Origin of the sequence: Streptomyces sp. NBC_00287 (assembly GCF_036173105.1) — a bacterium.
In the GTDB taxonomy this organism is placed as follows: Bacteria; Actinomycetota; Actinomycetes; order Streptomycetales; family Streptomycetaceae; genus Streptomyces.
Window position 1 is genome coordinate 6690061 of record NZ_CP108053.1, and the last position, 25404, is coordinate 6715464.

28 protein-coding genes are annotated in these 25404 nt (G+C 69.2%); 26 read left to right on the forward strand and 2 right to left on the reverse strand.

Annotation, left to right across the window (positions count from 1 at the left end; all coding sequences use genetic code 11):
- Positions 1–62 precede the first annotated feature (62 nt).
- Positions 63–1616 carry a signal recognition particle protein gene (gene ffh, locus OHT76_RS30665; RefSeq protein ID WP_328874089.1) on the forward strand — a complete coding sequence of 518 codons (1554 nt, stop codon included), beginning with the start codon at positions 63–65 and terminating at the stop codon, positions 1614–1616.
- Positions 1617–1712: 96 nt separating this feature from the next.
- Positions 1713–3650, forward strand: a complete 1938-nt coding sequence (gene ftsH, locus OHT76_RS30670) for an ATP-dependent zinc metalloprotease FtsH (RefSeq protein ID WP_328874090.1) — start codon at positions 1713–1715, stop codon at positions 3648–3650.
- 36 nt (positions 3651–3686) lie between these two features.
- Here the strand turns inward: ftsH and OHT76_RS30675 are convergent, their stop codons facing one another.
- The gene (locus OHT76_RS30675; protein WP_328874091.1) at positions 3687–4544 is read right to left on the reverse strand and encodes an SAM-dependent methyltransferase; all 858 of its coding nucleotides are present in this window, start codon (positions 4542–4544) and stop codon (positions 3687–3689) included.
- Between the two features lie 198 nt (positions 4545–4742).
- On the opposite strand from OHT76_RS30675, the gene proS reads away from it, so the two are divergent.
- The 18 genes from proS to OHT76_RS30765 all read left to right on the forward strand — a co-directional run bounded on the left by proS (position 4743) and on the right by OHT76_RS30765 (position 19334).
- The gene (gene proS, locus OHT76_RS30680) at positions 4743–6155 is read left to right on the forward strand and encodes a proline--tRNA ligase (RefSeq protein WP_328874092.1); all 1413 of its coding nucleotides are present in this window, start codon (positions 4743–4745) and stop codon (positions 6153–6155) included.
- Between the two features lie 259 nt (positions 6156–6414).
- Complete coding sequence (locus OHT76_RS30685; protein ID WP_186282930.1) at positions 6415–7011, forward strand: hypothetical protein; 597 nt, start codon at positions 6415–6417, stop codon at positions 7009–7011.
- A 301-nt stretch (positions 7012–7312) separates the two neighbouring features.
- On the forward strand, positions 7313–7735 hold the full coding sequence (gene rpsP / locus OHT76_RS30690) for a 30S ribosomal protein S16 (protein ID WP_328874093.1): 423 nt from the start codon (positions 7313–7315) through the stop codon (positions 7733–7735).
- 2 nt (positions 7736–7737) lie between these two features.
- Complete coding sequence (locus OHT76_RS30695) at positions 7738–7977, forward strand: RNA-binding protein (protein WP_031107040.1); 240 nt, start codon at positions 7738–7740, stop codon at positions 7975–7977.
- 88 nt (positions 7978–8065) lie between these two features.
- The gene (rimM, locus tag OHT76_RS30700) at positions 8066–8608 is read left to right on the forward strand and encodes a ribosome maturation factor RimM (RefSeq protein WP_328874094.1); all 543 of its coding nucleotides are present in this window, start codon (positions 8066–8068) and stop codon (positions 8606–8608) included.
- Entirely contained in the window at positions 8608–9441 is an 834-nt protein-coding gene (trmD, locus tag OHT76_RS30705) for a tRNA (guanosine(37)-N1)-methyltransferase TrmD (protein ID WP_328874095.1), read from the forward strand. Before rimM ends, trmD begins: the two co-directional genes overlap by 1 nt.
- A gap of 132 nt (positions 9442–9573) precedes the next feature.
- On the forward strand, positions 9574–9924 hold the full coding sequence (gene rplS, locus OHT76_RS30710; RefSeq protein WP_328874096.1) for a 50S ribosomal protein L19: 351 nt from the start codon (positions 9574–9576) through the stop codon (positions 9922–9924).
- Positions 9925–9969: 45 nt separating this feature from the next.
- Entirely contained in the window at positions 9970–10686 is a 717-nt protein-coding gene (gene lepB / locus OHT76_RS30715) for a signal peptidase I (RefSeq protein ID WP_328874097.1), read from the forward strand.
- Entirely contained in the window at positions 10679–11773 is a 1095-nt protein-coding gene (lepB, locus tag OHT76_RS30720; RefSeq protein WP_328874098.1) for a signal peptidase I, read from the forward strand. Before lepB (OHT76_RS30715) ends, lepB (OHT76_RS30720) begins: the two co-directional genes overlap by 8 nt.
- On the forward strand, positions 11655–12623 hold the full coding sequence (gene lepB, locus OHT76_RS30725) for a signal peptidase I (protein ID WP_328874099.1): 969 nt from the start codon (positions 11655–11657) through the stop codon (positions 12621–12623). Before lepB (OHT76_RS30720) ends, lepB (OHT76_RS30725) begins: the two co-directional genes overlap by 119 nt.
- A gap of 109 nt (positions 12624–12732) precedes the next feature.
- Positions 12733–13470 carry a signal peptidase I gene (gene lepB / locus OHT76_RS30730; RefSeq protein ID WP_328874100.1) on the forward strand — a complete coding sequence of 246 codons (738 nt, stop codon included), beginning with the start codon at positions 12733–12735 and terminating at the stop codon, positions 13468–13470.
- Positions 13471–13489: 19 nt separating this feature from the next.
- A complete protein-coding gene (locus OHT76_RS30735; protein WP_328876658.1) occupies positions 13490–13966 on the forward strand; it encodes an NUDIX hydrolase in 477 nt (158 codons plus the stop codon).
- A 57-nt stretch (positions 13967–14023) separates the two neighbouring features.
- The gene (locus tag OHT76_RS30740) at positions 14024–14332 is read left to right on the forward strand and encodes a DUF2469 domain-containing protein (protein WP_003965949.1); all 309 of its coding nucleotides are present in this window, start codon (positions 14024–14026) and stop codon (positions 14330–14332) included.
- A gap of 88 nt (positions 14333–14420) precedes the next feature.
- Positions 14421–14783, forward strand: coding sequence for a YraN family protein (locus OHT76_RS30745; RefSeq protein ID WP_328874101.1), 363 nt, complete (start codon positions 14421–14423; stop codon positions 14781–14783).
- Entirely contained in the window at positions 14783–16408 is a 1626-nt protein-coding gene (locus OHT76_RS30750; RefSeq protein ID WP_328874102.1) for a YifB family Mg chelatase-like AAA ATPase, read from the forward strand. The genes OHT76_RS30745 and OHT76_RS30750 overlap by 1 nt, the downstream gene beginning before the upstream one ends.
- A complete protein-coding gene (dprA, locus tag OHT76_RS30755; protein ID WP_328874103.1) occupies positions 16405–17565 on the forward strand; it encodes a DNA-processing protein DprA in 1161 nt (386 codons plus the stop codon). Before OHT76_RS30750 ends, dprA begins: the two co-directional genes overlap by 4 nt.
- Before the next feature lie 283 nt (positions 17566–17848).
- The gene (gene whiG / locus OHT76_RS30760; RefSeq protein ID WP_328874104.1) at positions 17849–18691 is read left to right on the forward strand and encodes an RNA polymerase sigma factor WhiG; all 843 of its coding nucleotides are present in this window, start codon (positions 17849–17851) and stop codon (positions 18689–18691) included.
- 85 nt (positions 18692–18776) lie between these two features.
- On the forward strand, positions 18777–19334 hold the full coding sequence (locus OHT76_RS30765; protein WP_328876659.1) for a TetR/AcrR family transcriptional regulator: 558 nt from the start codon (positions 18777–18779) through the stop codon (positions 19332–19334).
- Between the two features lie 14 nt (positions 19335–19348).
- On the opposite strand, the gene OHT76_RS30770 is transcribed toward OHT76_RS30765, so the two are convergent.
- Entirely contained in the window at positions 19349–19879 is a 531-nt protein-coding gene (locus tag OHT76_RS30770; protein ID WP_328874105.1) for a M23 family metallopeptidase, read from the reverse strand.
- A 271-nt stretch (positions 19880–20150) separates the two neighbouring features.
- On the opposite strand from OHT76_RS30770, the gene rpsB reads away from it, so the two are divergent.
- The 6 genes from rpsB to OHT76_RS30800 all read left to right on the forward strand — a co-directional run bounded on the left by rpsB (position 20151) and on the right by OHT76_RS30800 (position 25404).
- Entirely contained in the window at positions 20151–21062 is a 912-nt protein-coding gene (gene rpsB, locus OHT76_RS30775; protein WP_328874106.1) for a 30S ribosomal protein S2, read from the forward strand.
- Positions 21063–21220: 158 nt separating this feature from the next.
- On the forward strand, positions 21221–22057 hold the full coding sequence (tsf, locus tag OHT76_RS30780) for a translation elongation factor Ts (protein WP_328874107.1): 837 nt from the start codon (positions 21221–21223) through the stop codon (positions 22055–22057).
- A gap of 186 nt (positions 22058–22243) precedes the next feature.
- Entirely contained in the window at positions 22244–23002 is a 759-nt protein-coding gene (pyrH, locus tag OHT76_RS30785) for a UMP kinase (RefSeq protein ID WP_328874108.1), read from the forward strand.
- 143 nt (positions 23003–23145) lie between these two features.
- A complete protein-coding gene (frr, locus tag OHT76_RS30790) occupies positions 23146–23703 on the forward strand; it encodes a ribosome recycling factor (protein WP_030943211.1) in 558 nt (185 codons plus the stop codon).
- The gene (locus tag OHT76_RS30795; protein WP_328874109.1) at positions 23703–24836 is read left to right on the forward strand and encodes a phosphatidate cytidylyltransferase; all 1134 of its coding nucleotides are present in this window, start codon (positions 23703–23705) and stop codon (positions 24834–24836) included. The genes frr and OHT76_RS30795 overlap by 1 nt, the downstream gene beginning before the upstream one ends.
- A 118-nt stretch (positions 24837–24954) precedes the next feature.
- Positions 24955–25404, forward strand: coding sequence for an SRPBCC family protein (locus OHT76_RS30800; protein WP_328874110.1), 450 nt, complete (start codon positions 24955–24957; stop codon positions 25402–25404).

The following is a 25404-nucleotide window of genomic DNA, read 5'->3' on the forward strand; positions in this document are numbered from 1 at the left end:
GCAGCCGGGATACCCTGGAGGGCGATTCCCAGCTGCCACCGACCCCGAGGACCGCGAGCGCCGTGTTCGATACTCTCTCCGATCGCCTCTCAGCGACTTTCAAGAACCTGCGCGGCAAGGGACGGCTCTCCGAGGCGGACATCGACGCCACCGCGCGCGAGATCCGCATCGCGCTCCTCGAAGCCGATGTCGCGCTGCCGGTCGTCCGGACGTTCATCAAGAGCGTCAAGGAGCGCTCGCTCGGTGCCGAGGTCTCCAAGGCGCTGAACCCGGCGCAGCAGGTCCTGAAGATCGTGAACGAGGAGCTCGTCACGATCCTCGGCGGCGAGACCCGGCGTCTGCGCTTCGCCAAGCAGCCCCCCACCGTCATCATGCTGGCGGGTCTGCAGGGTGCCGGTAAGACCACCCTCGCGGGCAAGCTCGGCTACTGGCTGAAGGAGCAGGGGCACTCCCCGCTGCTCGTCGCCGCCGACCTCCAGCGTCCGAACGCCGTGAATCAGCTCAGCGTCGTGGCCGAGCGCGCCGGTGTGGCCGTGTACGCGCCGGAGCCGGGCAATGGCGTCGGTGACCCGGTCAAGGTCGCCAAGGACTCCATCGACTTCGCGAAGTCCCGGGTCCACGACATCGTGATCGTCGACACCGCCGGCCGGCTCGGTATCGATCAGGACATGATGCAGCAGGCCGCTGACATCAGGGACGCCGTCAGCCCCGACGAGATCCTCTTCGTCGTCGACGCGATGATCGGTCAGGACGCGGTCAACACCGCCGAGGCCTTCCGCGACGGCGTCGGCTTCGACGGCGTGGTGCTCTCCAAGCTCGACGGTGACGCCCGCGGTGGTGCCGCCCTGTCGATCCGCCAGGTCACCGGCAAGCCGATCATGTTCGCGTCGAACGGCGAGAAGCTCGACGACTTCGACGCCTTCCACCCGGACCGGATGGCCTCCCGCATCCTCGACATGGGTGACCTGCTCACCCTGATCGAGCAGGCGGAGAAGACCTTCGACCAGGCCGAAGCCCAGAAGATGGCCGAGAAGCTGGCCTCCAAGAAGGGCCAGGACTTCACCCTCGACGACTTCCTGTCCCAGATGGAACAGGTCAGGAAGATGGGCAGCATCAGCAAGCTGCTCGGCATGCTGCCCGGCATGGGGCAGATGAAGGACCAGATCAACAGCCTCGACGAGCGGGACGTCGACCGCACCGCCGCGATCATCAAGTCGATGACCCCGGCCGAGCGCCAGGAGCCGACGATCATCAACGGCTCGCGCCGTGCCCGTATCGCCAAGGGCTCCGGTGTCGACGTCAGCGCGGTGAAGAACCTGGTCGAGCGGTTCTTCGAGGCCCGCAAGATGATGTCCCGCATGGCCCAGGGCGGCGGTATGCCGGGCATGCCGGGGATGCCGGGCATGGGCGGCGGTCCCGGCCGTTCGAAGAAGCAGCCCAAGAAGGCCAAGGGCAAGCAGCGCTCCGGCAACCCGATGAAGCGCAAGCAGCAGGAGCAGGAGGAGGCCGCCCGCCGCGCGGCCGCGGCCCAGAACGGCGGCGCCTTCGGTCTGCCGGGCCAGCAGGGCGGCCAGGACTTCGAGCTGCCGGACGAGTTCAAGAAGTTCATGGGCTGAGTTCCGTATACGGCGATGAGGGCGTCCCTGTTCCACGGGGGCGCCCTCGGCGCATGCTGGGGTGCCGGTGTCCGGGGCGTGTCGTAACGTCCCGATATGACCAACCCCGCGCCGCCGCGTAAGTCGCCGGATCAGCCCTGGCGGACCGAGGGCACCCCGGAGGAGCCGCCGAAGCCGTCGCGGGGCGGGCGCAGGCCTCGGGGCGGCTGGTGGGGGCTGATCGTCGCCGCGCTGGTCGTGTATCTGATCGCCAACGTGGTGCTGTCTTTCTTCAATGACGGCGACGAGCCGACGATCTCGTACACGGAGTTCACCAAGCAGGTCGACAACGCCAACGTCTCCAAGATCTACGCCAAGGGCGATGCGATCCAGGGCCAGCTGAAGAAGGAGCAGGACGACCCCGAGGGCGACGGGAAGTACACCAAGTTCAAGACGGAGCGGCCGACCTTCGCGGACGACCAGCTCTGGGAGGACCTGACCGAGAACAACGTGACCGTGACGGCGGAGCCGGTCGTCCAGCAGCGCAGCTTCCTGTCGAACCTGCTGATCGCGCTGGCGCCGATGCTGCTGCTGGTCGTCCTGTGGATCTTCATCGCACGGCGGATGCGCGCGGGGATGGGCGGCGCGGGCGGGATGTTGGGCCGTAAGGCGCCGCCGAAGCCGGTGGAGCTGGAGCCGGGGCAGAAGCGCACGACGTTCGCGGACGTGGCCGGGATCGACGAGGTCGCCGGCGAGCTCAATGACGTCGTGGACTTCCTGAAGAACCCCGACGCCTATCGCCGGATGGGCGCCAAGATGCCCCGGGGCGTGCTGCTGGCGGGTCCGCCCGGTACCGGCAAGACGCTGCTGGCGCGGGCGGTGGCGGGGGAGGCGGGGGTGCCGTTCTTCTCGGCGTCGGCGTCCGAGTTCATCGAGATGATCGTGGGTGTCGGTGCTTCACGCGTGCGTGAGCTGTTCGCGGAGGCGCGCAAGGTGGCGCCGTCGATCATCTTCATCGACGAGATCGACACCATCGGGCGGGTCCGGGGCGGCGGGGCCGGCATGGGCGGGCATGACGAGCGCGAGCAGACCCTGAACCAGATCCTGACGGAGATGGACGGTTTCTCGGGCTCGGAGGGCGTGATCGTGGTCGCGGCCACCAACCGCGCGGATGTGCTCGACCCGGCGCTGACGCGGCCGGGGCGCTTCGACCGGGTGGTCATGGTCTCGCCCCCGGACCGGGGTGGCCGTAAGGCGATCCTGGAGATCCACACCCGGGAGATCCCGCTCTCCGAGGACGTCGACCTCGGCCAGGTCGCCCGTACAACGCCGGGCATGACCGGCGCGGAGCTGGCCAACCTCGCCAACGAGGCCGCGCTGCTCGCGGTCAAGCGGCAACAGGAGCGGGTGACCCAGGGCGATCTGTCGGAGGCGCTGGAGAAGGTCCAACTCGGCGCCGAACGGCCGCTGGTGATGCCCGAGGAGGAGCGGCGCAGAACGGCGTACCACGAGAGCGGGCACGCCCTGCTCGGCATGCTGCAGCCGGGCGCCGACCCGGTCCGCAAGATCACCATCGTGCCGCGCGGCCGGGCGCTGGGCGTGACGCTGTCGACGCCGGAGGCGGACAAGTACGCCTACACCGAGGAGTACTTGCGCGGCCGGATCATCGGCGCGCTCGGCGGGATGGCGGCCGAGCAGGTGGTCTACGGGGTGGTCACCACCGGCTCGGAGAGCGACCTGGAGCAGGTCACCAACATCGCGCGCGGGATGGTCGCGCGCTGGGGCATGAGCGAGCGGGTGGGCCGCCTGTCGGCCCTGCCGAACGACGCCCAGCAGGCTTATGGACTCGCGGCGGCCCCGCAGACCCTGGATGTGATCGAGGGCGAGATGCGGCGGATCGTCGACGAGTGCTACGAGGAGGCCTGCCGCAAGCTGCGCGATCACCTGGGCCAACTGGACGCGCTGGCGGAGGCGTTGCTGGCGAGCGAGACGCTGGAGGAGGTGGACGCGTACCGGATCGCGGGGGTCACGCGGCTGAGGAAGGAGGAGGGGTAGGCACCTTTGCCGGGAGGCCCACCCCTCGAGGCTTGCTCAGGGGACGCGGGCGATCAGGTACCGGAAGACATTCGGCATCCACACGGTCCCGTCGAGCCGTTGATACGGATGCAGCGCCTCCGTCAGCTCCTTGTCCACCTGCGCCGGGTCGGTCGCGGAGATCGCCGCGTCGAAGAGCCCCGTCGACAGCAGTCCTCGTACGGCGCTGTCGACGTCGGCGTATCCGAAGGGGCACGCCACCCGTCCGGAGCCGTCGGGGCGCAGTCCTGAGCGCTGGGCGACCTCCTCCAGGTCGTCGCGAAGGGCGGGGCGCCAACTGCCCGCGCTGCGCAGCGGATCGGCCAGTTTGGTGGCCACGCGCAGCACGGACGACGTGGTGCAGCGTTCCGGCGGACCCCAGCCGGCCAGCACCACGGGCGCCCCCCGCTCGGCGAGTTGCTTCGCCCCTTGAAGCAGTTCGCCGAGTCCCTCCGAGTCGCCCGCGAGGCACCCGATGGGCTCGAAAGCGGTCACCAGGCTGTACGCGGGCGTCTCCGCGTCGGCCGCGCCCCCGGGGGAGCCGTCCGTGAGCCGGATGCCGGCACGCGCGCGTACGCCCCACGGCTCGGGCAGCAGCCGCTGCCGGGCCAGAGCGAGCCGTTCGGGGCGGGAGGGTTCGACACCGGTGACGGCTGCTCCTCGGGAGGCCGCCATCAGCAGGGCGAGCCCGGAACCGCAGCCGAGGCCCAACAGCCGGGTGCCGGAGCCCACTTCGAGCCGCTCGTAGACGGCCTCGTAGAGCGGTACCAGCATCCGCTCCTGGATCTCGGACCAGTCACGCGCGCGTGCCCACAGGTTCACACGGGGCGTGGGTCCCGTGTGAGACAGGTGTTGCCGCACGAGCGTAGGTGTCATCGAAAGCGCCCCAATCCGCCGAGAGTTGCCGCTGTGCCCGTTTCCTGAGCCCCCGTGACGTGCGCTAGCTCTCCCCCCGTATGCCAGGAAACTCCGCCCTCGACCCGGCGTCCAGGGGTCGTCGGGCCCTGCTTGTGGCTGGGCCGTGCCTGTGGCGAGAATTCACATTCCGGCAACGTGGGCCCGTACCATCGCGCCATGGCAAAAGCACCCGTACTCACACCGCGGGCGGACGATTTCCCGCGCTGGTACCAGGATCTGATCAACAAGGCCGAGCTGGCCGACAACGGGCCGGTGCGCGGCACGATGGTGATCCGACCGTACGGGTACGGACTGTGGGAGCGGATGCAGGCGGAGATGGACGCCCGCATCAAGGAGACGGGCACCCAGAACGCGTATTTCCCGCTGCTGATCCCGCAGTCGTACTTCGCGAAGGAGGCCGACCACGTCGAGGGCTTCGCGCCCGAGCTGGCGGTGGTCACGCACGGCGGGGGCAAGGAACTCGAGGAACCCGCGGTCGTCCGGCCCACCTCCGAGATGATCATCAACGACTACTTCTCGAAGTGGGTGCAGAGCTACCGCGATCTGCCGCTGCTGATCAACCAGTGGGCGAACGTGGTCCGTTGGGAGCTGCGGCCCCGGCTGTTCCTTCGTACGACCGAATTCCTGTGGCAGGAGGGCCACACCGCGCACGCCACCCATGAGGAGGCGCGCGACTTCGCCGCGCACATCCAGAGCGAGGTCTACGGCGACTTCCTGCGCAACGTCCTCGCGATGGACTTCGTCTCGGGTCGGAAGACCGTCAAGGAGCGCTTCGCGGGGGCCATCAACACCCTCACGCTCGAAAGCATGATGGGCGACGGCAAGGCCCTCCAGATGGTCACCAGCCATGAGCTGGGCCAGAACTTCGCCAAGGCCTTCAACACCTCGTATCTGTCGAAGGACGGCAAGCAGGAGCTGGTCTGGCAGACCTCGTGGGGTTCGACGACCCGCATGATCGGTGCCCTGGTGATGACTCACGGGGATGACAACGGCCTGCGGGTCCCGCCGCGGCTCGCGCAGATCCAGGTCGTCGTCCTCGCGATCAAGGGCGATGAGGCAGTTCTGGCCAAGGTCCGCGAGATCGGCGACCGGCTGAAGGCGGCGGGCATCCGGGTGCAGGTCGACGACCGTACGGACACCCCCTTCGGGCGGCGCGCGGTCGACTGGGAGCTCAAGGGCGTGCCGGTACGGATCGAGATCGGGCCCCGCGACCTGGAGAACGGCACCGCGATGCTCGCGCGCCGGATTCCGGGCGGCAAGGAGCCGGTGGGCGTCGAGTCCCTGGTAGAGCTGCTGCCCGGGATCCTGGAGGAGGACCAGGCGCTGCTGCTGGAGCAGTCCCGAGCGCGGCGCGAGTCGCGTACGACCGAGGTGTCGACCATCGAGGAGGCCGTCGAGGCGGCCGCCGACGGCTGGGCGCGCATTCCGTGGGCGGTGCTCGGCGAGGCGGGCGAGACCAAGCTCGCCGAGCGCTCGCTGACCGTACGGTGTCTGCTCGCCGAGGACGGGTCGGTGCCGGTGGACGAGGACGCGCCCGGTAACGTCGCGATCGTCGCGCGCGCTTACTGAGACGAGGCAGAAGGCGCGAGAGCGACCGAAAGGCCTCTTGCGCCTCTGCGGGACACTGCTTCCCCGCCGCGCGGAGACGGCATACGCGCGGGTGCGTACGTCAGACTACGCACCACCTTGTGGTGAGCTGCGAGGCTTCTCCGCAGATCAGCGCACCCGCCCTCGTCCGGACGCATCAGCGGCAACTGACGGGTACGTGCAAATTATTTGGGATGGCCCGGAATCGGAACACTGGGGCACCCCGGCTCGTTGTCATTACGTGAGCACGACACAGACACCACCTGTTCTCGCCGCAGAACTGGCGCAGGCGTGGGCCGATATTCAGCGGCACCACCCCGAGCTGCCGGATCTCGCCGCGCCAGAGTCCCTGATCGGAGAGTCGTCGTCCGCGTGCGGACACGAGCTCTCCTTCGAGCGGCTGCTTCATGAGGCGGTGCACGGCATCGCCGCCGCCCGCGGAGTCCGCGACACCTCCCGTGCCGGCCGCTACCACAACCGCAGATTCCTCGCCATCGCCGAGGAGCTGGGCCTGGACCACCCCGATGAACCGCACCCCAGCAGCGGTTTCTCGCTGGTCACGCTCAACCCGGAGGCCAAGCGGCGCTACCGCCCGACGATCGAGCGCCTCCAGCGCGCCCTGAAGGCGCACACGGCGGCCACTTCGGCGGACACGGCCCGCTCCTTCCGCGGCCCGGCGGCCCGGCACGGCTCCTCCGGCGGCGGCGTACGGGTCAAGGCGGTCTGCGACTGCGGCCGCAATGTCCGCGTCGTCCCGTCGGTCCTGGCCCAGGCCCCGATCGTCTGCGGCGGCTGCGGAAAGCCGTTCCGGATTCCCGAGGTCGTGGGCGCGGCGTAACCACCGACCGAGTACCGGCATCTCGTGGCTGCCGGTCGAGTGGGTGAGGTGCGTGCGCCGGGGTGCCGCTTACGGTTGTGGCGGCACCCACGGCGCCGGGTCCTGCTCAGGCATGCCCGCGCGCGGCCGCCCTCGGTCCGAACCGAGCCGCAGGGTGTGGCACAATGGCTAGCTGTACTCGACAGCCGCACAGGACCCCTCTCTCCTCCGGCTGACGCGTCCATCGGGCACTCGGGTACCGCAACCCCACGCGGCCATCTCGCCGTGCCCAACCACGTCAAAACCAGGAGAACCCACTCCCGTGGCAGTCAAGATCAAGCTGAAGCGTCTGGGCAAGATCCGTTCGCCTCACTACCGCATCGTCGTCGCCGACTCCCGTACCCGTCGTGACGGTCGTGCGATCGAGGAGATCGGTCTGTACCACCCGGTGCAGAACCCCTCGCGTATCGAGGTCAACGCCGAGCGCGTGGCGTACTGGCTCTCCGTCGGCGCCCAGCCGACCGAGCCCGTGCTCGCCATCCTCAAGAAGACCGGCGACTGGCAGAAGTTCAAGGGCGAGCCCGCCCCGGCGCCGCTGCTCCAGCCGGCCGAGAAGGCCGCGCGCCCCTCGTTCGAGGCCCTGAGCGGCGACGACGAGGGCAAGGGTGAGGCCATCACCCAGAAGAAGAAGGCGGAGAAGAAGGACGAGGCTGCTGCCGAGTCCTCTGAGTCGGCCGAGGCCTGAGCATGCTCGAGGAGGCTCTCGAGCACCTCGTGAAGGGCATCGTCGACAACCCTGACGATGTGCAGGTCGCATCCCGCAATCTGCGCCGCGGGCAAGTGCTCGAGGTCCGGGTCCACCCCGACGACCTCGGCAAGGTGATCGGCCGCAACGGCCGCACCGCACGCGCTCTGCGCACCGTCGTGGGCGCCATCGGCGGCCGCGGTATCCGTGTCGACCTCGTCGACGTGGACCACGTCCGCTGACGCCGAACGCAGCACCGGCTCGGGCCGGGGAGGGCCACTGGGCCGTCCCCGGCCCGCAGTCGTACGTACGACAGGAGATCTTCGAAAAGTGCAGCTCGTAGTCGCCCGGATCGGCCGCGCCCACGGCATCAAGGGCGAGGTCACCGTCGAGGTACGTACCGACGAGCCGGAACTCCGGCTCGGCCCCGGAGCCGTACTGGCCACCGATCCCGCATCAGTGGGCCCGCTCACCATCGAGACCGGCCGTGTGCACAGCTCGCGGCTGCTGCTGCGCTTCGAGGGCGTGCACGACCGCACCGCCGCCGAGGCCCTGCGCAACGTCCTCCTCATCGCCGACGTCGACCCCGACGAGCTGCCCGAGGAGGAGGACGAGTACTACGACCACCAGCTGATGGACCTGGACGTGGTGACCAAGGACGGCGAGGAGGTCGGCCGGATCACCGAGATCTCGCATCTGCCCTCGCAGGACCTGTTCATCGTCGAGCGGCCCGACGGCAGCGAGGTGATGATCCCGTTCGTCGAGGAGATCGTCACCGAGATCGACCTCGCCGAGCAGAAGGCGGTCATCGATCCGCCGCCCGGTCTGATCGACGACCGCGCGGAGATCGACTCGTCGCGGGAAGAGTCGTAATGCGGCTCGACGTCGTCACGATCTTCCCCGAGTACCTGGAGCCCCTGAACGTCTCCCTGGTCGGCAAGGCACGCGCGCGTGGACAGCTGAACGTCCAGGTGCACGATCTGCGCGGCTGGACCTACGACCGTCACAACACGGTCGACGACACGCCGTACGGCGGTGGCCCGGGCATGGTCATGAAGACCGAGCCCTGGGGCGACGCCCTGGACTCCGTCCTCGCCGACGGCTACGAGACGGGCTCCCACGCGCCCGCGCTGATCGTCCCCACGCCCAGCGGCCGTGCCTTCACCCAGGAACTGGCCGTGGAGCTCTCCGAGCGCCCCTGGCTGATCTTCACCCCGGCCCGCTACGAGGGCATCGACCGACGGGTCATCGACGAGTACGCCACCCGGATGCCGGTCTACGAGGTGTCCATCGGCGACTATGTCCTCGCCGGCGGTGAGGCGGCCGTACTGGTGATGACGGAGGCCGTGGCCCGGCTGCTGCCCGGCGTCCTCGGCAACGCCGAGTCGCACCGGGACGACTCCTTCGCGCCCGGCGCCATGGCCAACCTCCTGGAGGGGCCCGTCTACACCAAGCCGCCCCAGTGGCGCGGCCGTGGCATCCCGGACGTGCTGATCAGCGGGCACCACGGCAAGATCGCCCGGTGGCGGCGGGACGAGGCCCTCAAGCGCACCGCGGCCCACCGGCCGGATCTGATCGAGCGCTGCGACCCCAAGGCCTTCGACAAGAAGGACCGCGAGATGCTCTCCATCCTGGGCTGGGCACCGGATCCCGAGGGCGAACCCCATGGTCGATTTTGGCGCAGGCCGGACGGCGTGGAAGAATAGGCCCCTGTTGTGCGCCGTCCGGCGTGCGCCCCTGCCACAGGGGGACACGACGCCCGCCCCGACGCGAACAGCATCCTCTTGGAAACTAGCTCCCGCCTATGACCTGTGGCATGGGTGAAGAAAGCAGACGAAATGTCTCACCTGCTCGACTCCGTCGACACCGCGTCGCTGCGCAGCGACGTCCCGGCCTTCCGCCCGGGTGACACCGTCAACGTCCACGTCCGCGTCATCGAGGGCAACCGCTCCCGTGTGCAGCAGTTCAAGGGCGTAGTCATCCGTCGCCAGGGCGCCGGTGTCCGCGAGACCTTCACGGTCCGCAAGGTCTCCTTCTCCGTCGGCGTCGAGCGCACCTTCCCGGTGCACACCCCGATCGTGGAGAAGATCGAGCTCGTCACCAAGGGTGACGTGCGCCGCGCCAAGCTGTACTACCTCCGTGAGCTCCGCGGCAAGGCCGCGAAGATCAAGGAGAAGCGCGAGAACTGAGCGCTTTCCGGACGTCACAGCGGGGCCGGATAGCATCTGGCCCCGATGGACACCGAAGCACAGCCGACGGAGCGCGACCGCTCCTCCCGCCCTTCCGAAGCCGAGGACACCTCGGATCCGAGAGGGCCGGAGGGACGGTCGCGTTTCGCGTTGGTGTCGCGGATCTCCGCCTGGCTGCCCGGCGGGCGGATCACCCTGACCCTGCTGGTCTGCCTGGTCTTCCTGCTGCTGCTCAGCACGTTCGTGCTCCAGCCGTTCCAGATTCCCAGCGGATCCATGGAGCGCGGATTGAGGATCGGGGACCGCGTTCTCGTAAATAAGTTGGCGTACCGTTTCGGTGCCCAGCCGCGGCGTGGCGATGTCGTCGTCTTCGACGGAACCGGGTATTTCGGGGACGCCGACTACATCAAGCGCGTTGTCGGTGTGGGGGGAGACCATGTGGTCTGCTGCGACAAGGAGGGGAGGATCCAGGTGAACGGCCGGTCGGTCGACGAGTCGGCGTTCCTGTACCCCGGGGACGGCGCCTCCAGCGTGTCCTTCGACGTCGTCGTGCCCGACGGCACCCTCTTCGTCCTCGGCGACCACCGCAGCGCCTCCAGCGACTCCCGCGACCACCTGGGCTCCCCGGGCGGCGGCATGATCCCCGTCGAGGACGTCGTCGGCCGGGCCGACTGGATCCTCTGGCCCACCGACCACTGGACCCGCCTGGAGCGCCCCGACGCGTACGCGCGCGTGCCGGCCCCGGAGGGTGCGCATGGGTAACCGTGGCAAGCCACGCGGGGCACCCTCCAGCGCTGCCGACAACCTCCTGCCCACCGGCGTCCGGCGCGCCTCCGGCTCCGGCGGCGGCCGTACGCGCGCGGAGCGGCGCAAGCTCCAGCGCAAGGTCAAGCGACGGCGCAGGCGCAGCGCCATCAAGGAGATACCGCTCCTCGTCGGTGTCGCGGTGCTGATAGCCCTCGTACTGAAGACTTTTCTCGTCCAGGCCTTCGTGATCCCGTCGGGCTCGATGGAGCAGACGATCCAGATCGGCGACCGGGTCCTGGTCGACAAGCTCACCCCGTGGTTCGGCTCCAAGCCGCAGCGCGGGGACGTCGTCGTCTTCAAGGACCCCGGCGGCTGGCTCAAGGACGAGCAGCCCACCGCCAAGAAGGAAGACCCCGTCGTCGTCAAGCAGATCAAGGAAGGGCTCACCTTCATCGGTCTGCTGCCGTCCGACAACGAGAAGGACCTCATCAAGCGGGTCGTCGGCGTCGGTGGTGACCGGGTCCAGTGCTGCGACGCGCAAGGGCGGGTCACCGTCAACGGCGTCCCCTTGCAGGAGGACTACCTCTACCCCGGGAACGCCCCTTCCCTGACCGAGTTCGACATCACCGTCCCCCAGGGGCGGCTGTGGGTGATGGGCGACCACCGGGCCGACTCCGCCGACTCCCGTTCGCACCAGGACCAGAACGGCGGCACGGTGTCCGAGGACGAGGTCGTGGGCCGCGCCATGGTCATCGCCTGGCCCTTCGGGCACTGGGGCACGTTGGACGAACCGAAAACCTACGCATCCGTCTCCGACTCGGCCACCGGGTCGACCGCGGCCCCGCAGCTGTCGCATAGGGTTGCCTCCGACGATCCGAACGGAACGATCCGACTCCCGAGCCCTGGGGAACTCCCGCTCGTTATGGGAGTGGTGGGCCTGCATCGTCTTTGGGGCAGGCAGCGGCACAGAGTAAGGAGTTGGCGTGGGGGATGTGGCGGTAGGCGCACGATCCGGGCACGACGGCGAGGACCGCGGACGCCCCGTGGAAGCGGCCGACCAGGTCTCGAACGGCGCCCTGACCTCGGGGAGTTCCGGGAGTGACGCCGGAGCGGCCGAGGACGGTACGGCGTCGCGCACCGATACGGACGGGCACGGTCCCGGCGACTCGGCGCCCACGCCGAAGAAGCCGCGCTCCTTCTGGAAGGAGCTGCCGATCCTGATCGGCATCGCGCTCGTCCTCGCGCTGCTGATCAAGACGTTCCTCCTGCAGGCGTTCTCGATCCCCTCCGACTCGATGCAGAACACCCTCCAGCGGGGTGACCGCGTCCTGGTCGACAAGCTCACCCCGTGGTTCGGCTCCGAGCCCGACCGCGGCGAGGTGGTCGTCTTCCACGATCCCGGCAAGTGGCTGTGGGGCGAGCCGGCGCCCGAGCCGAACGCGCTGCAGACGTTCCTCAGCTGGATCGGCCTGATGCCCTCGTCCGAGGAGAAGGACCTCATCAAGCGCGTCATCGGCGTCGGCGGTGACACGGTCGAGTGCGAGGGCACCGGCCCGCTGAAGGTCAACGGCAAGGCGCTGAACGAGCCGTACGTCTACCCCGGCAACACCCCCTGCACCAATGACGACCAGGGCGGCCAGTTCAAGGTGAAGGTCCCCGAGGGCTTCATCTGGGTCATGGGTGACCACCGGCAGAACTCGCGTGACTCGCGCTACAACCAGGGCGACAAGTACAAGGGCATGGTCCCGGTCGACGAGGTCGTCGGGCGCGCCATCGTGAAGGCCTGGCCGATCAACCGCTGGGGCACCCTGCCGGTTCCCGACACCTTCGACCAGCCGCTCGACGCGCGGGCGTCCGCCGCGGCCGCACTGCCGTACGCACCGCAAACGCTCGCTTTCGCGGGTGTCGTACCGCTGGCGCTGTGGCGCCGCCGCCGCCTCACCGCTCAATAGCCGCGCAGCACGGGGCCCGGCGGTCTTCCCCAGGATCTCGGGGAGGCCGCCATGGTCTTTTCCCGGCGCGATATGGTGCCCCGGCGCGGACTGTGGAATGGGAGCGGACGTGGGAAACGACAAGGGGAAGTCGGGCACCGACCTGGGCGGAATACTGTCCGGGCTGGCCGTGGCCCTCGGCTTGGTGCTGTTCCTCGGCGGGTTCGCCTGGGGGGTGGTGGTGTACCGGCCGTACACCGTGCCGACCACTTCCATGGCGCCCACGATCGACGCCGGTGACCGGGTGCTGGCGCAGCGCGTCGACGGCGACGAGGTGCGCCGCGGTGACGTCGTCGTCTTCCGGGACACGTCGTGGGTCACCAATGCGAATGTGCTCAAGCGTGTGGTCGCGGTCGGCGGTGACACGGTCTCCTGCTGCACCGACGGCAAGCTGACCGTCAACGGCAAGCAGATCGAGGAGTCGTATCTGCCCGAGGGCAGCCTGGCCGAGATCAAGGACTTTCCGACCGTGACGGTCCCCAAGGGCCGGCTGTTCCTTCTCGGCGACGAGCGTCATGGCTCCCTGGACTCCACGGCCCACCTCACCGACGCCGCCCAGGGCACCGTGGCGCGCAGTGCCGTGTCGGCCCGGGTGGACGCCGTCGTATGGCCCATGGACGGCATGCTGCAGCGCGCGACCGGCTTCGAGACGCTGGGTGGTGTGTCCTCGCCGGGTCCGCTCCGTACGATCGTCGCCCTGGTCGTCGTCGGAGCGGTGCTGATCCTGGGCGGTGCGGCGTACGGCCCGGTCGCCAAACGGCTGGCCGGCCGCTCCCGGAGGCGGACGGAGCTCGCGGGTGCCCGCTGAGGACACGTACACGGGCGGGATGCGTAAGGTGGCCCGGGTCGTTCTGCTGGACCCCGAGGACCGGATCCTGCTGCTGCACGGGCATGAGCCGGACGATCGGAGCGACGACTGGTGGTTCACGCCGGGCGGGGGCGTCGAGGGCGACGAGACCCGTGAACAGGCCGCTCTGCGGGAACTCGCGGAGGAGACCGGCATCACCGAGGTCGAACTCGGACCGGTGCTGTGGCGGCGGATGTGCTCGTTCCCGTTCGCGGGGCGCCGCTGGGACCAGGACGAGTGGTACTACCTGGCCCGTACGACGCAGACGGCGACTCGGGCCATGGGCCTCACCGAGCTGGAGCGGCGCAGTGTCGCCGGAGCGCGCTGGTGGACGTGTCAGGAACTGACCCAGGCACATGAGACGGTGTATCCGACCAGACTCGCCGAGCTGCTGCGCAGGCTGCTCGACGAAGGTCCCCCCGCCGGGCCCGTGACCCTTGACACCGAAATCGTCTAGAGGCTTACGGGACTGGCGCACAATGGTGGGGATCGCACGGCTGAAGGGGAACATGCCATGAGCGCCGAGGACCTCGAAAAGTACGAGACCGAGATGGAGCTCAAGCTCTACCGGGAGTACCGCGATGTCGTCGGTCTGTTCAAATATGTGATCGAGACCGAGCGGCGCTTCTACCTGACCAACGACTACGAGATGCAGGTGCACTCGGTCCAGGGTGAGGTGTTCTTCGAGGTGTCCATGGCGGATGCCTGGGTGTGGGACATGTACCGGCCGGCCCGCTTTGTGAAGCAGGTTCGTGTGCTGACATTCAAGGACGTGAACATCGAGGAGCTGAACAAGAGCGACCTCGAACTCCCGGGCGGGTGACGGAGTTATCCACAGGGAGTGACTTGTCCACCAAGATCCTTTTCTTGGGGGCGGATGCGTGATCGTCGGTGCCGGAGGTGGTGCCGACATGAACGCACGCAGTGCACTCGGCAAGTACGGAGAAGGGCTGGCCGCGAGGAGGCTGGCCGAGACCGGGATGACGGTCCTGGAGCGCAACTGGCGCTGCGGCCGGACCGGCGAGATCGACATCGTGGCGCGGGACGGGGACGCGCTGGTCGTCTGTGAGGTCAAGACCCGCAGGGGCGACTGCTTCGAACACCCGATGGCCGCGGTGACCCCCGAGAAGGCGGAACGCCTGCGGCACCTGGCCGAACGCTGGATCCAGTCCCACGGAGGAGCACCACCCGGCGGCGTCCGCATCGACATCGTGGGCGTCCTCCTCCCCGAGCGCGGCGCCCCCGTGGTCGAACATGTGCGGGGGGTGGCGTGATGGGTTTCGCACGCACCTGTTCGGTGGCCCTGGTCGGAGTCGAGGGCGTGGTCGTCGAGGTCCAGGCCGACCTCGAACCGGGCGTCGCGGCGTTCACCCTGGTGGGCCTCCCGGACAAGAGCCTGACGGAGAGCCGGGATCGGGTTCGGGCGGCTGTGGTGAATTCGGGGGCCGAGTGGCCGCAGAAGAAGCTGACAGTCGGGCTCAGTCCGGCGTCGGTCCCGAAAGCCGGCAGCGGCTTCGACCTGGCTGTCGCCTGCGCGGTCCTGGGCGCCGCGGAGCGGATCGATCCGCGGGTGCTCGCCGACATCGTGATGATCGGGGAGCTGGGCCTGGACGGCCGGGTACGGCCCGTTCGCGGAATCCTCCCGGCGGTGCTGGCCGCGGCCAACGCCGGTTACGAACAGGTGGTCGTCCCGGAGTGCGCCGCTGCCGAGGCCTCCCTGGTGCCGGGCGTCTCCGTGCTGGGGGTGCGCAGCCTGCGCCAGCTGATCGCCGTACTGGCCGACGAACCCGTGCCCGACGAGGAACCGCACGAACCGGGCCGCCCGGATCCGCTGCTCGCCGGACTGCGGGTGCCGGGCACGGGCGCGGCCACCGGAATGCACAGCGCCGGAGCGGCACAGCAGGACAGCGGCCATGACCTCGCCGACGTCGTGGGCCAGCGCTCGGCCCGTACGGCGGTGGAGGTCGCCGCGGCCGGCGGGCACCATCTGTTCCTGGAGGGGCCGCCCGGTGCGGGCAAGACGATGCTCGCCGAGCGGCTGCCGGCGATCCTGCCCCGGCTGGCCAGGCAGGAGTCGCTGGAGGTCACGGCGGTGCACTCGGTGGCGGGCCTGCTGCCTCCGGGCAAGCCCCTGATCGACGTCCCGCCCTACTGCGCCCCGCACCACTCGGCGACGATGCAGGCGCTGGTCGGTGGCGGCCCCGGGATCGCACGGCCGGGCGCGGTGTCGCTCTCCCATCGAGGCGTCCTGTTCCTGGACGAGACCCCCGAGTTCAGCAGCCAGGCTCTGGACGCCCTCCGGCAGCCCCTGGAGTCCGGGCATGTCGTGATCGCACGCAGCGCGGGTGTGGTCCGGTTCCCGGCGAAGTTCCTGATGGTGCTCGCGGCCAATCCCTGCCCCTGTGGGCGGTTCTCCCAGAACGACGACTTCTGCGAATGCCCGCCCGCAGTGATCCGCCGGTACCAGGCAAGGCTCTCCGGACCGCTGCTGGACCGGGTCGATCTGCGGGTCGAGGTGGACCGGGTCACGCGCGCCGAGCTCACCGAGCGCGGTGCCCGGGGCGAGTCCACGGCGACGGTGGCCGCACGGGTACAGGAGGCCAGGGACCGGGCGGCGGCCCGGCTGGCCGGCACCCCGTGGCGGACGAACAGCGAGGTGCCGGGCCGGGAGCTGCGCAGTCGTTGGTACTCCACGCCCGGCGCGATGGACGAAGCGGAGCGCAATCTGGAACGCGGCGTGCTGACAGCGCGCGGTCTTGACCGTGTCCTGCGCGTCGCCTGGACCGTCGCCGACCTCGTCGGCCACGACCGGCCCGACGCGACGGACGTCGCCCTGGCCCTGCAACTGCGCACAGGGGTCCCCCGAGGGGTGCCCATGGCCATCGGGGCGTTGACATGAGCCCCGCCGATGATCCGGACGAGGAGCTCCATGACCGGGTGTTCCTCGCCCGGGTGCTCGAGCCCGGGGACGAGGTCGCGGGACGGTGGCTACGGGAACTGGGAGCTCGGGAAGTCGCGCGGCGGCTGCGGGAGAAGGGAGCCAGGCTTGACGGGGTGAGCGAGCGGCGGTGGGCCGGGTTGTTGGGGCGGGCTGAGCGGGCAGTGCCTGAGCGGGATCTGGGCGATGCCCGGGCGGCGGGCGTTCGGTTTGTGTGTCCGGGGGATGCCGAGTGGCCTGGGCAGCTCGATGATCTCGGGGATGCGCGGCCTGTTGGGCTTTGGGTTCGGGGGATGCCCAGCTTGCGGATGTGGGCGCTGCGGTCCGTTGCCGTTGTGGGGGCGCGGGCCTGTACCGAGTACGGATCCCATATGGCCGCCGTCCTTGGCTCCGGGCTGGCTGAGCGGGGGTGGGTGGTGGTTTCCGGGGGTGCCTATGGCATTGACGGGGCTGCCCATCGGGGTGCTCTTGCTGCCGGTGGGGCCACCGTCGCCGTGCTTGCCTGTGGGGTTGATCGGCCCTATCCGCGTGGGCACACCCAGTTGATCACCAGGATTGCCGAACAGGGGCTCGTCATCGGGGAGTTGCCTCCCGGGGACCATCCGACGCCCAGCAGGTTCATCGTGCGGAATCGAGTGATCGCTGCCCTGACCAGGGGCACTGTCGTCGTCGAGGCCGCTCATCGCAGTGGGTCGCTGGCCACCGCTCGGGCGGCGCAGCGGCTGGGGCGCCACACGATAGGGGTACCGGGGCCGGCGACCAGTGGGCTCTCGGCCGGGGTGCATGAATTGCTGCGCGGGGACGCCGTCCTCGTCACCGATGCCGCGGAAGTTGTCGAGCTCGTCGGGGACATGGGGGAGCTCGCTCCGGATCGGCGCGGGCCCGTCCTGCCGCGGGATCTGCTGGAGCCGGGTGCGCGCCGGGTGCTGGCCGCGCTGCCCGGGCAGCGCGCGGCCCCGGCCGACGAGATCGCCCGTGCGGCGCAGACGACCGAGGACGACGCCATCGCCCGGCTGTACGAACTCCGGGCACTCGGTTACGTCGAACGACACGGCGATGGCTGGAAGTTGACACGCCAGGCGATGATCTCGGTCCGCGGAGGTCGGAGTCGATGTTGACCGAGCGTGTTCGGCCGTCCGGGGGAACCGCGACGCCCTTGGGAATTCCCGGAGTTGGTGTGCGCGGTCGATCACGCAGAGCGACCGCCATGCCCCGGGGGGACGCCTAGCGGAACGTATCTGCGCCCTCCCCGAGCCCTGGCCTTCGCACACCGCGACACTCCAGTCACGCTACGCTCACGTGGATTCCGGTGCAGACCGGCAGCTCGACCCCCAGACCCGTACCAGACCGACAGCTCACCCAGGCACCCGCACTTCACGGCAGAACGGCACAAGGCGACGAATGCCCCAGCACACCTCCGGGTCCGACCGGGCGGCGATCCCCCCAGCCGCCCGTGACGGTGGCAGCGTGCGGCCGCCCGCTCCCTCGACGCTCGACGAGCTGTGGCGGTCGTACAAGGCGACGGGGGACGAGCGGCTGCGTGAGCAGCTGATCCTGCACTACTCGCCGCTGGTGAAGTACGTGGCGGGACGGGTGAGCGTCGGGCTGCCGCCCAACGTGGAGCAGGCCGATTTCGTGTCCTCGGGGGTGTTCGGGCTGATCGACGCGATCGAGAAGTTCGACATCGACCGGGAGATCAAGTTCGAGACGTACGCGATCACCCGGATCCGGGGCGCGATGATCGACGAACTACGGGCACTCGACTGGATTCCGCGCTCGGTGCGGCAGAAGGCACGGAACGTCGAGCGGGCGTACGCCACGCTGGAGGCGCGGCTGCGGCGGACGCCGTCGGAGGGGGAGGTGGCCGACGAGATGGGCATCGCGGTGGACGAACTGCACGCGGTGTTCAGTCAGTTGTCGCTGGCCAACGTGGTGGCGCTGGAGGAGCTGCTGCATGTGGGGGGTGAGGGCGGGGACGGGCTGAGCGTCATGGACACGCTTGAGGACACCGCCGCGGACAACCCCGTCGAGGTGGCCGAGGACCGGGAGCTGAGACGGTTTCTGGCGCGGGCGATCAATACCCTGCCCGAGCGGGAGAAGACCGTCGTGACGCTCTACTACTACGAGGGGCTCACGCTCGCCGAGATCGGGAATGTGCTTGGGGTGACCGAGAGCCGGGTGAGCCAGATCCATACGAAGTCGGTGCTTCAGCTGCGGGCGAAGCTGGCGAGTTTCGGACGGTGAGTCCGAGCGGGCGGCCGGGAGCCACTCCCGTCGTGGGCGGCGCGTCCGTAGAGTGGTTGGCGTGCCAAGGATTCGAGCGGCCTCCGTGGCCGAGCACCGGTCGATGCAGCGAGCCGCCCTGCTGGACGCGGCTCGTTCCCTGTTGTCCGAGGGCGGTACGGAGGCGCTGACCTTTCCGGCCCTCGCCGAGCGGACGGGGCTTGCGCGGTCGTCCGTGTACGAGTACTTCCGGTCTCGGGCCGCCGTGGTCGAGGAGCTGTGCGAGGTCGACTTTCCGGTCTGGGCCGCTGAGGTTTCGGCGGCGATGGAGCGGGCGGAGTCGGCCGAGGGCAAGGTCGAGGCGTATGTGCGGGCACAGCTGGCCTTGGTGGGGGACCGGCGGCACCGGGCCGTGGTGGCCATTTCCGCGAGTGAGCTGGATGCGGGGGCCCGGGAGAAGATCCGGGCCGCGCACGGCGGGCTGGTCGCGATGATCGTCGAGGCGTTGCGGGACATGGGGCATACGGAGCCGCGGCTGGCGGCGATGCTGCTGCAGGGGGTCGTGGACGCGGCGGTGCGGCGGATCGAGCTGGGGGCGGCGGAGGAGCCCCCGGCCATCACGGACGCGGCGGTGTCCATGGCGCTGCGGGGGGTTCGGGGCTGAGCGCTCCGCTCCGGCTAGGGAAGTGGTACGCCGAGTACCGGCAGCAGTCTCGACGGGCCCCTGTGCAGCAAGGCCAGTGGGTTCAGGTACGTGTCTCCCCTCCGTAAGCCCCAGTGGACGCACGACGTCGGGCAGTGGGACGTGGGCTCGCCCACCGTGCCGACCACCTGGCCCGCCCTTACCTCCGCCCCCTTTTTGACCTCCGGGTCGATCGGCTCGTACGTCATTCGGAGGGGTGGGGTGCCTGTGTTCGTCAGTTCGATGGAGAGGACGCCTCGGCCCGCCACCTGTCCCGCGAAGAAGACTCGGCCGGCTCTCACCGCTCGTACCGGTGTGCCCATCGGTGCTGCCAGGTCCACCCCTCGGTGGCCGGCGGCGTAGGGAGTCGGTGGGGGGTCCCAGCCGCGCAGGACCGTGGGGTCGGGCACCGGCCAGGCGGTGATGGCTGTCGCCGTGGGGGACATCGGTGCCTCGGGTCCCGCATCGGGCAGCAGCAAGGCCGTCAGTGCCAGCGCCGCCGTAGCCGCGCATTGTTTTGCTCGCATCCCCACAGACTCCCCGCACCCCGTCGATCATGGCGCAATCTGTGGATCACCCTGCGGTTGTGGACAGCGGCGTCACCCGCTGCCTTCGCGGTCCCGTACACTTCTTCTGGCGATCCGGGTCACCGGGTCGACTTCGCACGCCCCGACATCGGGTCGACAAAACGACCCGTGTCAGCGCTCCTCGGTCCTTCGTGGCACGGCGCATGTGGGCGTCAGGCGCGGGAGCCGTCCGGCATCCGCGGCACAACCGAGAAACTCAAGGAGAACGGCCATGGCCGTCGTCACGATGCGGGAGCTGCTGGAAAGCGGCGTCCACTTCGGTCACCAGACCCGTCGCTGGAACCCGAAGATGAAGCGCTTCATCTTCACCGAGCGCAACGGCATCTACATCATCGACCTGCTCCAGTCGCTGTCGTACATCGACCGCGCCTACGAGTTCGTCAAGGAGACCGTCGCCCACGGCGGCACGGTCATGTTCGTCGGCACGAAGAAGCAGGCGCAGGAGGCCATCGCCGAGCAGGCCACCCGCGTCGGCATGCCCTTCGTCAACCAGCGCTGGCTGGGCGGCATGCTCACCAACTTCTCCACCGTCTACAAGCGTCTGCAGCGCCTCAAGGAGCTCGAGCAGATCGACTTCGAGGACGTGGCCGCCTCCGGCCTCACCAAGAAGGAGCTCCTGGTCCTCTCGCGTGAGAAGGCCAAGCTGGAGAAGACCCTCGGTGGTATCCGCGAGATGTCCAAGGTGCCCAGCGCCGTCTGGATCGTGGACACCAAGAAGGAGCACATCGCGGTCGGTGAGGCCCGGAAGCTCAACATCCCGGTCGTCGCCATCCTCGACACCAACTGCGACCCCGACGAGGTCGACTACAAGATCCCGGGCAACGACGACGCGATCCGCTCCGTCACCCTGCTCACCCGTGTGATCGCCGACGCCGTCGCCGAGGGCCTCATCGCCCGTTCCGGCGTGGCGACGGAGGGCAAGGGCGAGAAGGCCGCGGGCGAGCCGCTCGCCGAGTGGGAGCGCGACCTGCTCGAGGGTGAGAAGAAGGCCGAGGAGGCTCCGGCTGCCGCCGAGGCCGCCGCTGAGGCGCCCGCCGAGGCCGCTGCCGAGGCTCCGGCCGCTGAGGCCGCCCCCGAGGCTCCGGCTGCTGAGGCCCCGGCCGCTGAGGCCGAGCAGGCCTGACCCGTCAGCGTCAGTGGTGACGGCGGGGGCGGTGACATCAAGTCCGCCCCCGCCGTTCACCCGTAGGTCAGCGGTGGGTCGTAGATCCGCGTCTACATGTGGATCGCAGACTCCGCAGATCTTCGATCTTCCAGACTTCGAGAAAGATTTCGAGACTCATGGCGAACTACACCGCCGCCGACGTCAAGAAGCTCCGTGAGCTCACGGGCGCCGGCATGATGGACTGCAAGAAGGCGCTGGACGAGGCCGAGGGCAACGTCGACAAGGCCGTCGAGGCGCTCCGTATCAAGGGCCAGAAGGGCGTCGCCAAGCGCGAGGGCCGCTCCGCCGAGAACGGCGCCGTGGTGTCCCTCATCGCCGACGACAACACCTCCGGTGTCCTGGTCGAGCTGAAGTGCGAGACGGACTTCGTCGCCAAGGGTGACAAGTTCCAGGCCGTCGCCAACCAGATCGCGCAGCACGTCGCCGCGACCTCCCCGGCCGACCTCGAGGCCCTGCTCGCCTCCGAGATCGAGGCCGGCAAGACCGTCCAGGCGTTCGTCGACGAGGCCAACGCCAACCTCGGCGAGAAGATCGTCCTCGACCGCTTCGCGCAGTTCGCCGACGGTTTCGTCTTCGCCTACATGCACCGCACCATGCCCGACCTGCCCCCGCAGATCGGTGTCCTGGTCGAGCTGGACAAGGCCGACGCCGACCTGGCCAAGGGTGTCGCCCAGCACATCGCCGCCTTCGCGCCGAAGTACCTCTCCAAGGAGGACGTGCCGGCCGACGTCGTCGAGTCCGAGCGCCGCGTCGCCGAGGAGACCACCCGCGCCGAGGGCAAGCCCGAGGCCGCCCTGCCGAAGATCGTCGAGGGTCGCCTCAACGGCTTCTTCAAGGACGCCACGCTGCTCGGCCAGCCGTACGCGCTCGACAACAAGAAGTCCGTCCAGAAGGTCCTGGACGAGGCCGGTGTCACCCTGAAGCGCTTCACGCGTATCAAGGTCGGCATCTGAGTCCGTACCGCGATCGACGCTCGACCCCGATAAGGTCGACAGCAGTCGTCCGCGTACGCCGTCACTTGTGTGGCGGACGACAGCAGATCTGACGAGGAGGCCATTGCCGCGCATGGGATACGAACCAGTTCCCATCGGCAATGGCCTTCTTCGTATGTGCGACCCGTTCAAAGAATTGAGAATTCCATGACCACCAAGGCCCAGAAGAGCGACGACGGCAAAGTACGCGGCCGGTATCTGCTGAAGCTGTCCGGAGAGGCCTTCTCCGGCGGTGGGGGCCTCGGCGTGGACCCGGACGTGGTGCACAAGATCGCCCGCGAGATCGCGGCCGTCGTCCGCGACGGGGCGCAGGTCGCGGTCGTCATCGGCGGCGGCAACTTCTTCCGCGGCGCCGAACTCCAGCAGCGCGGCATGGACCGCGCCCGCTCCGACTACATGGGCATGCTCGGCACCGTGATGAACTGCCTCGCCCTCCAGGACTTCCTGGAGAAGGAGGGCATCGACAGCCGGGTCCAGACCGCCATCACTATGGGCCAGGTCGCCGAGCCGTACATCCCGCTGCGCGCCGTGCGCCACCTGGAGAAGGGCCGCGTGGTCATCTTCGGCGCCGGTATGGGCATGCCGTACTTCTCCACCGACACGACCGCCGCCCAGCGCGCCCTGGAGATCGACGCCGAGGCGCTGCTGATGGGCAAGAACGGCGTGGACGGGGTCTACGACTCCGACCCGAAGACCAACCCGGACGCGGTCAAGTTCGACTCCCTCGGCTACGGCGAGGTCATCACCCGCGACCTCAAGGTCGCCGACGCCACCGCCGTCACGCTGTGCCGCGACAACAAGCTTCCGATCCTCGTCTTCGAGCTTCTGGTGGAGGGCAATATCGCCCGCGCCGTCAAGGGTGAGAAGATCGGCACGCTTGTGGGTGAGCAGGACAGCCGGGACTGACAGGCAACACCTACGGACCCTGACCGGGGGATGGACAATGTCCTGCCGGTCGGGAACCGTGCAGGAAGAAGACGCGACGCAGCCGGCCGCCGCCCCCGCAAGGAACCGCAGCCGGGCCTACTCAAGACACGCAGGAGCAAGTGGTGATCGAAGAGACCCTCCTCGAGGCCGAGGAGAAGATGGAGAAGGCCGTCGTGGTCGCCAAGGAGGACTTCGCCGCGATCCGCACCGGCCGTGCGCACCCGGCGATGTTCAACAAGATCGTGGCCGACTACTACGGCGCGCCGACGCCGATCAACCAGCTGGCTTCGTTCTCCGTGCCGGAGCCGCGCATGGCGGTCGTGACCCCGTTCGACAAGACCGCGCTGCGCAATATCGAGCAGGCGATCCGCGACTCCGACCTGGGCGTCAACCCGAGCAACGACGGCAACATCATCCGTGTGGTGTTCCCCGAGCTCACCGAGGAGCGCCGCCGCGACTACATCAAGGTCGCCAAGGGCAAGGCCGAGGACGCGCGCGTGTCCATCCGCTCGGTGCGCCGCAAGGCCAAGGACGCGATCGACAAGCTGATCAAGGACGGCGAGGTCGGCGAGGACGAGGGCCGCCGTGCGGAGAAGGAACTCGACGACTCCACCCACAAGTACGTGGCGCAGGTGGACGAGCTCCTGAAGCACAAGGAAGCGGAGCTGCTCGAGGTCTGATGAACGACTCTTCCTGGGGAGCGCCGCCACAAGCCGGGTACTGGGGGCCGTCCGACCAGGGGCCTGTCCAGGGGGCTGCCCCGGCGGGTCCCGCGTACGATGCGCCTGAGGCGCAGCACACTCGCCCCATGCCCATCGTGCCCGACGGACCCGCCGTACCTCGATACGGCGACGACCAGGATGACGACCGGGGGGCCGCTCGGCTGAGTGGCCCCTTGTTCCGCGACGAGACGCCGCGGGCGCACACCCACGGGAACGCGCCGCAGAATCCGGAGCCCATGCACGACGCCCCGCAGCCGGCGCCCCGACCTCAGAAGAAGAGCGCCGGGCGCGATCTGGGTGCGGCGATAGGGGTCGGTATCGGGCTCGGCGCGGTGATCGTCGCCTCGCTGTTCGTCTACAAGGCCGTGTTCGTCGGCGTCGTGGCCGTCGCCGTCGTCGTGGGTCTGTGGGAGCTGACCAAGCGGCTCGACGAGCGCAAGGGCATCAGAGCGCCGCTCGTACCGCTCGCGGTCGGCGGTGCGGCGATGGTCGTCGCCGGTTACGTCCGAGGCGCCGAGGGCGCCTGGGTGGCGATGGCGCTCACCGCGCTGGCCGTACTGGTCTGGCGGATGACGGAACCGCCGGAGGGCTACCTCAAGGACGTCACCGCCGGCGTCTTCGCGGCCTTCTACGTCCCGTTCCTGGCGACGTTCGTCGCGATGATGCTCACCGCCGACGACGGCCCGGCACGCGTGCTGACGTTCCTGCTGCTGACGGTGGTCAGCGACACCGGGGCGTACGCGGTCGGCTGGCGCTTCGGCAAGACCAAGCTCGCTCCGCGCATCAGCCCCGGCAAGACCCGCGAGGGGCTGCTGGGGGCGGTTTCGTTCGCCATGGTCGCCGGCGCGCTGTGCATGCAGTTCCTGATCGACGACGGCACCTGGTGGCAGGGCCTGCTGCTGGGCCTCGCGGTGGCGGCGAGCGCCACGCTGGGTGACCTCGGCGAGTCGATGATCAAGCGCGACCTGGGCATCAAGGACATGGGCACGCTGCTGCCGGGACACGGCGGAATCATGGACCGCCTGGACTCCCTGCTGCCCACGGCTCCGGTGGTGTGGCTGCTGCTCGTGCTGTTCGTCGGATCCGGCTGAGCCTCGCACGGACCCCGGACGAGCCCCCGCTTCGGCGGGGGCTCGCCTGTTCTGTTGGGCGGTCCGGTGGGACGATTTGGGGTATACGGCGGTGTACGCCCTCAAAGGGAGTTCAACCATGGCCATCATCCGAGAATCCATCGACGTCGACCGCACACCCGAAGACGTCTACGCGTATATCACCGACCCCTCCCACCTGCCCGAATGGCAGCTGAGCGCCGTCAAGGCGGAGCCGCTGGAGGAGGGGCCCGTCCACCCCGGCTCGCGAGTCAAGGTCACCCGTCGCCTCGGCAACCGTGAGTTTCCGATGACCGTGGAGTTCGACGACCTCGTCCCGGCGCGCAGCTGGGATCTGCACGGGGTCGAGGGGCCCGTCCGGCCCCGTACCCACGGTTCGATCGAACCCCTCGACGACGGCCGCCGCTCCCGCGTGACGATAGAGATCGACTTCGAAGGACACGGCCTGGGCAAGGTCCTGGTGCCCCTCGTCGTCCGACCCCAGGTCCGCAAGGAGCTCCCGAAGGACGAGGCACTCCTCAAGCAGCGGCTGGAGGGGACCACCGCGTAA

Excerpts from the sequence above, each read along its gene's own strand:
- ftsH (WP_328874090.1), top strand. The coding sequence starts at position 1,713 with ATGACCAACCCCGCGCCGCCGCGTAAGTCGCCGGATCAGCCCTGGCGG.
- OHT76_RS30735 (WP_328876658.1), top strand. The coding sequence starts at position 13,490 with ATGCGTAAGGTGGCCCGGGTCGTTCTGCTGGACCCCGAGGACCGGATC.
- OHT76_RS30795 (WP_328874109.1), top strand. The coding sequence starts at position 23,703 with ATGAACGACTCTTCCTGGGGAGCGCCGCCACAAGCCGGGTACTGGGGG.
- rpsB (WP_328874106.1), top strand. The coding sequence starts at position 20,151 with ATGGCCGTCGTCACGATGCGGGAGCTGCTGGAAAGCGGCGTCCACTTC.
- OHT76_RS30745 (WP_328874101.1), top strand. The coding sequence starts at position 14,421 with ATGAACGCACGCAGTGCACTCGGCAAGTACGGAGAAGGGCTGGCCGCG.
- pyrH (WP_328874108.1), top strand. The coding sequence starts at position 22,244 with ATGACCACCAAGGCCCAGAAGAGCGACGACGGCAAAGTACGCGGCCGG.
- OHT76_RS30800 (WP_328874110.1), top strand. The coding sequence starts at position 24,955 with ATGGCCATCATCCGAGAATCCATCGACGTCGACCGCACACCCGAAGAC.
- whiG (WP_328874104.1), top strand. The coding sequence starts at position 17,849 with ATGCCCCAGCACACCTCCGGGTCCGACCGGGCGGCGATCCCCCCAGCC.
- trmD (WP_328874095.1), top strand. The coding sequence starts at position 8,608 with ATGCGGCTCGACGTCGTCACGATCTTCCCCGAGTACCTGGAGCCCCTG.
- OHT76_RS30740 (WP_003965949.1), top strand. The coding sequence starts at position 14,024 with ATGAGCGCCGAGGACCTCGAAAAGTACGAGACCGAGATGGAGCTCAAG.
- OHT76_RS30675 (WP_328874091.1), bottom strand. The coding sequence starts at position 4,544 with ATGACACCTACGCTCGTGCGGCAACACCTGTCTCACACGGGACCCACG.
- tsf (WP_328874107.1), top strand. The coding sequence starts at position 21,221 with ATGGCGAACTACACCGCCGCCGACGTCAAGAAGCTCCGTGAGCTCACG.
- OHT76_RS30770 (WP_328874105.1), bottom strand. The coding sequence starts at position 19,879 with ATGCGAGCAAAACAATGCGCGGCTACGGCGGCGCTGGCACTGACGGCC.
- dprA (WP_328874103.1), top strand. The coding sequence starts at position 16,405 with ATGAGCCCCGCCGATGATCCGGACGAGGAGCTCCATGACCGGGTGTTC.
- OHT76_RS30695 (WP_031107040.1), top strand. The coding sequence starts at position 7,738 with ATGCTCGAGGAGGCTCTCGAGCACCTCGTGAAGGGCATCGTCGACAAC.
- lepB (WP_328874097.1), top strand. The coding sequence starts at position 9,970 with ATGGACACCGAAGCACAGCCGACGGAGCGCGACCGCTCCTCCCGCCCT.
- rplS (WP_328874096.1), top strand. The coding sequence starts at position 9,574 with ATGTCTCACCTGCTCGACTCCGTCGACACCGCGTCGCTGCGCAGCGAC.
- proS (WP_328874092.1), top strand. The coding sequence starts at position 4,743 with ATGGCAAAAGCACCCGTACTCACACCGCGGGCGGACGATTTCCCGCGC.
- lepB (WP_328874098.1), top strand. The coding sequence starts at position 10,679 with ATGGGTAACCGTGGCAAGCCACGCGGGGCACCCTCCAGCGCTGCCGAC.
- OHT76_RS30750 (WP_328874102.1), top strand. The coding sequence starts at position 14,783 with ATGGGTTTCGCACGCACCTGTTCGGTGGCCCTGGTCGGAGTCGAGGGC.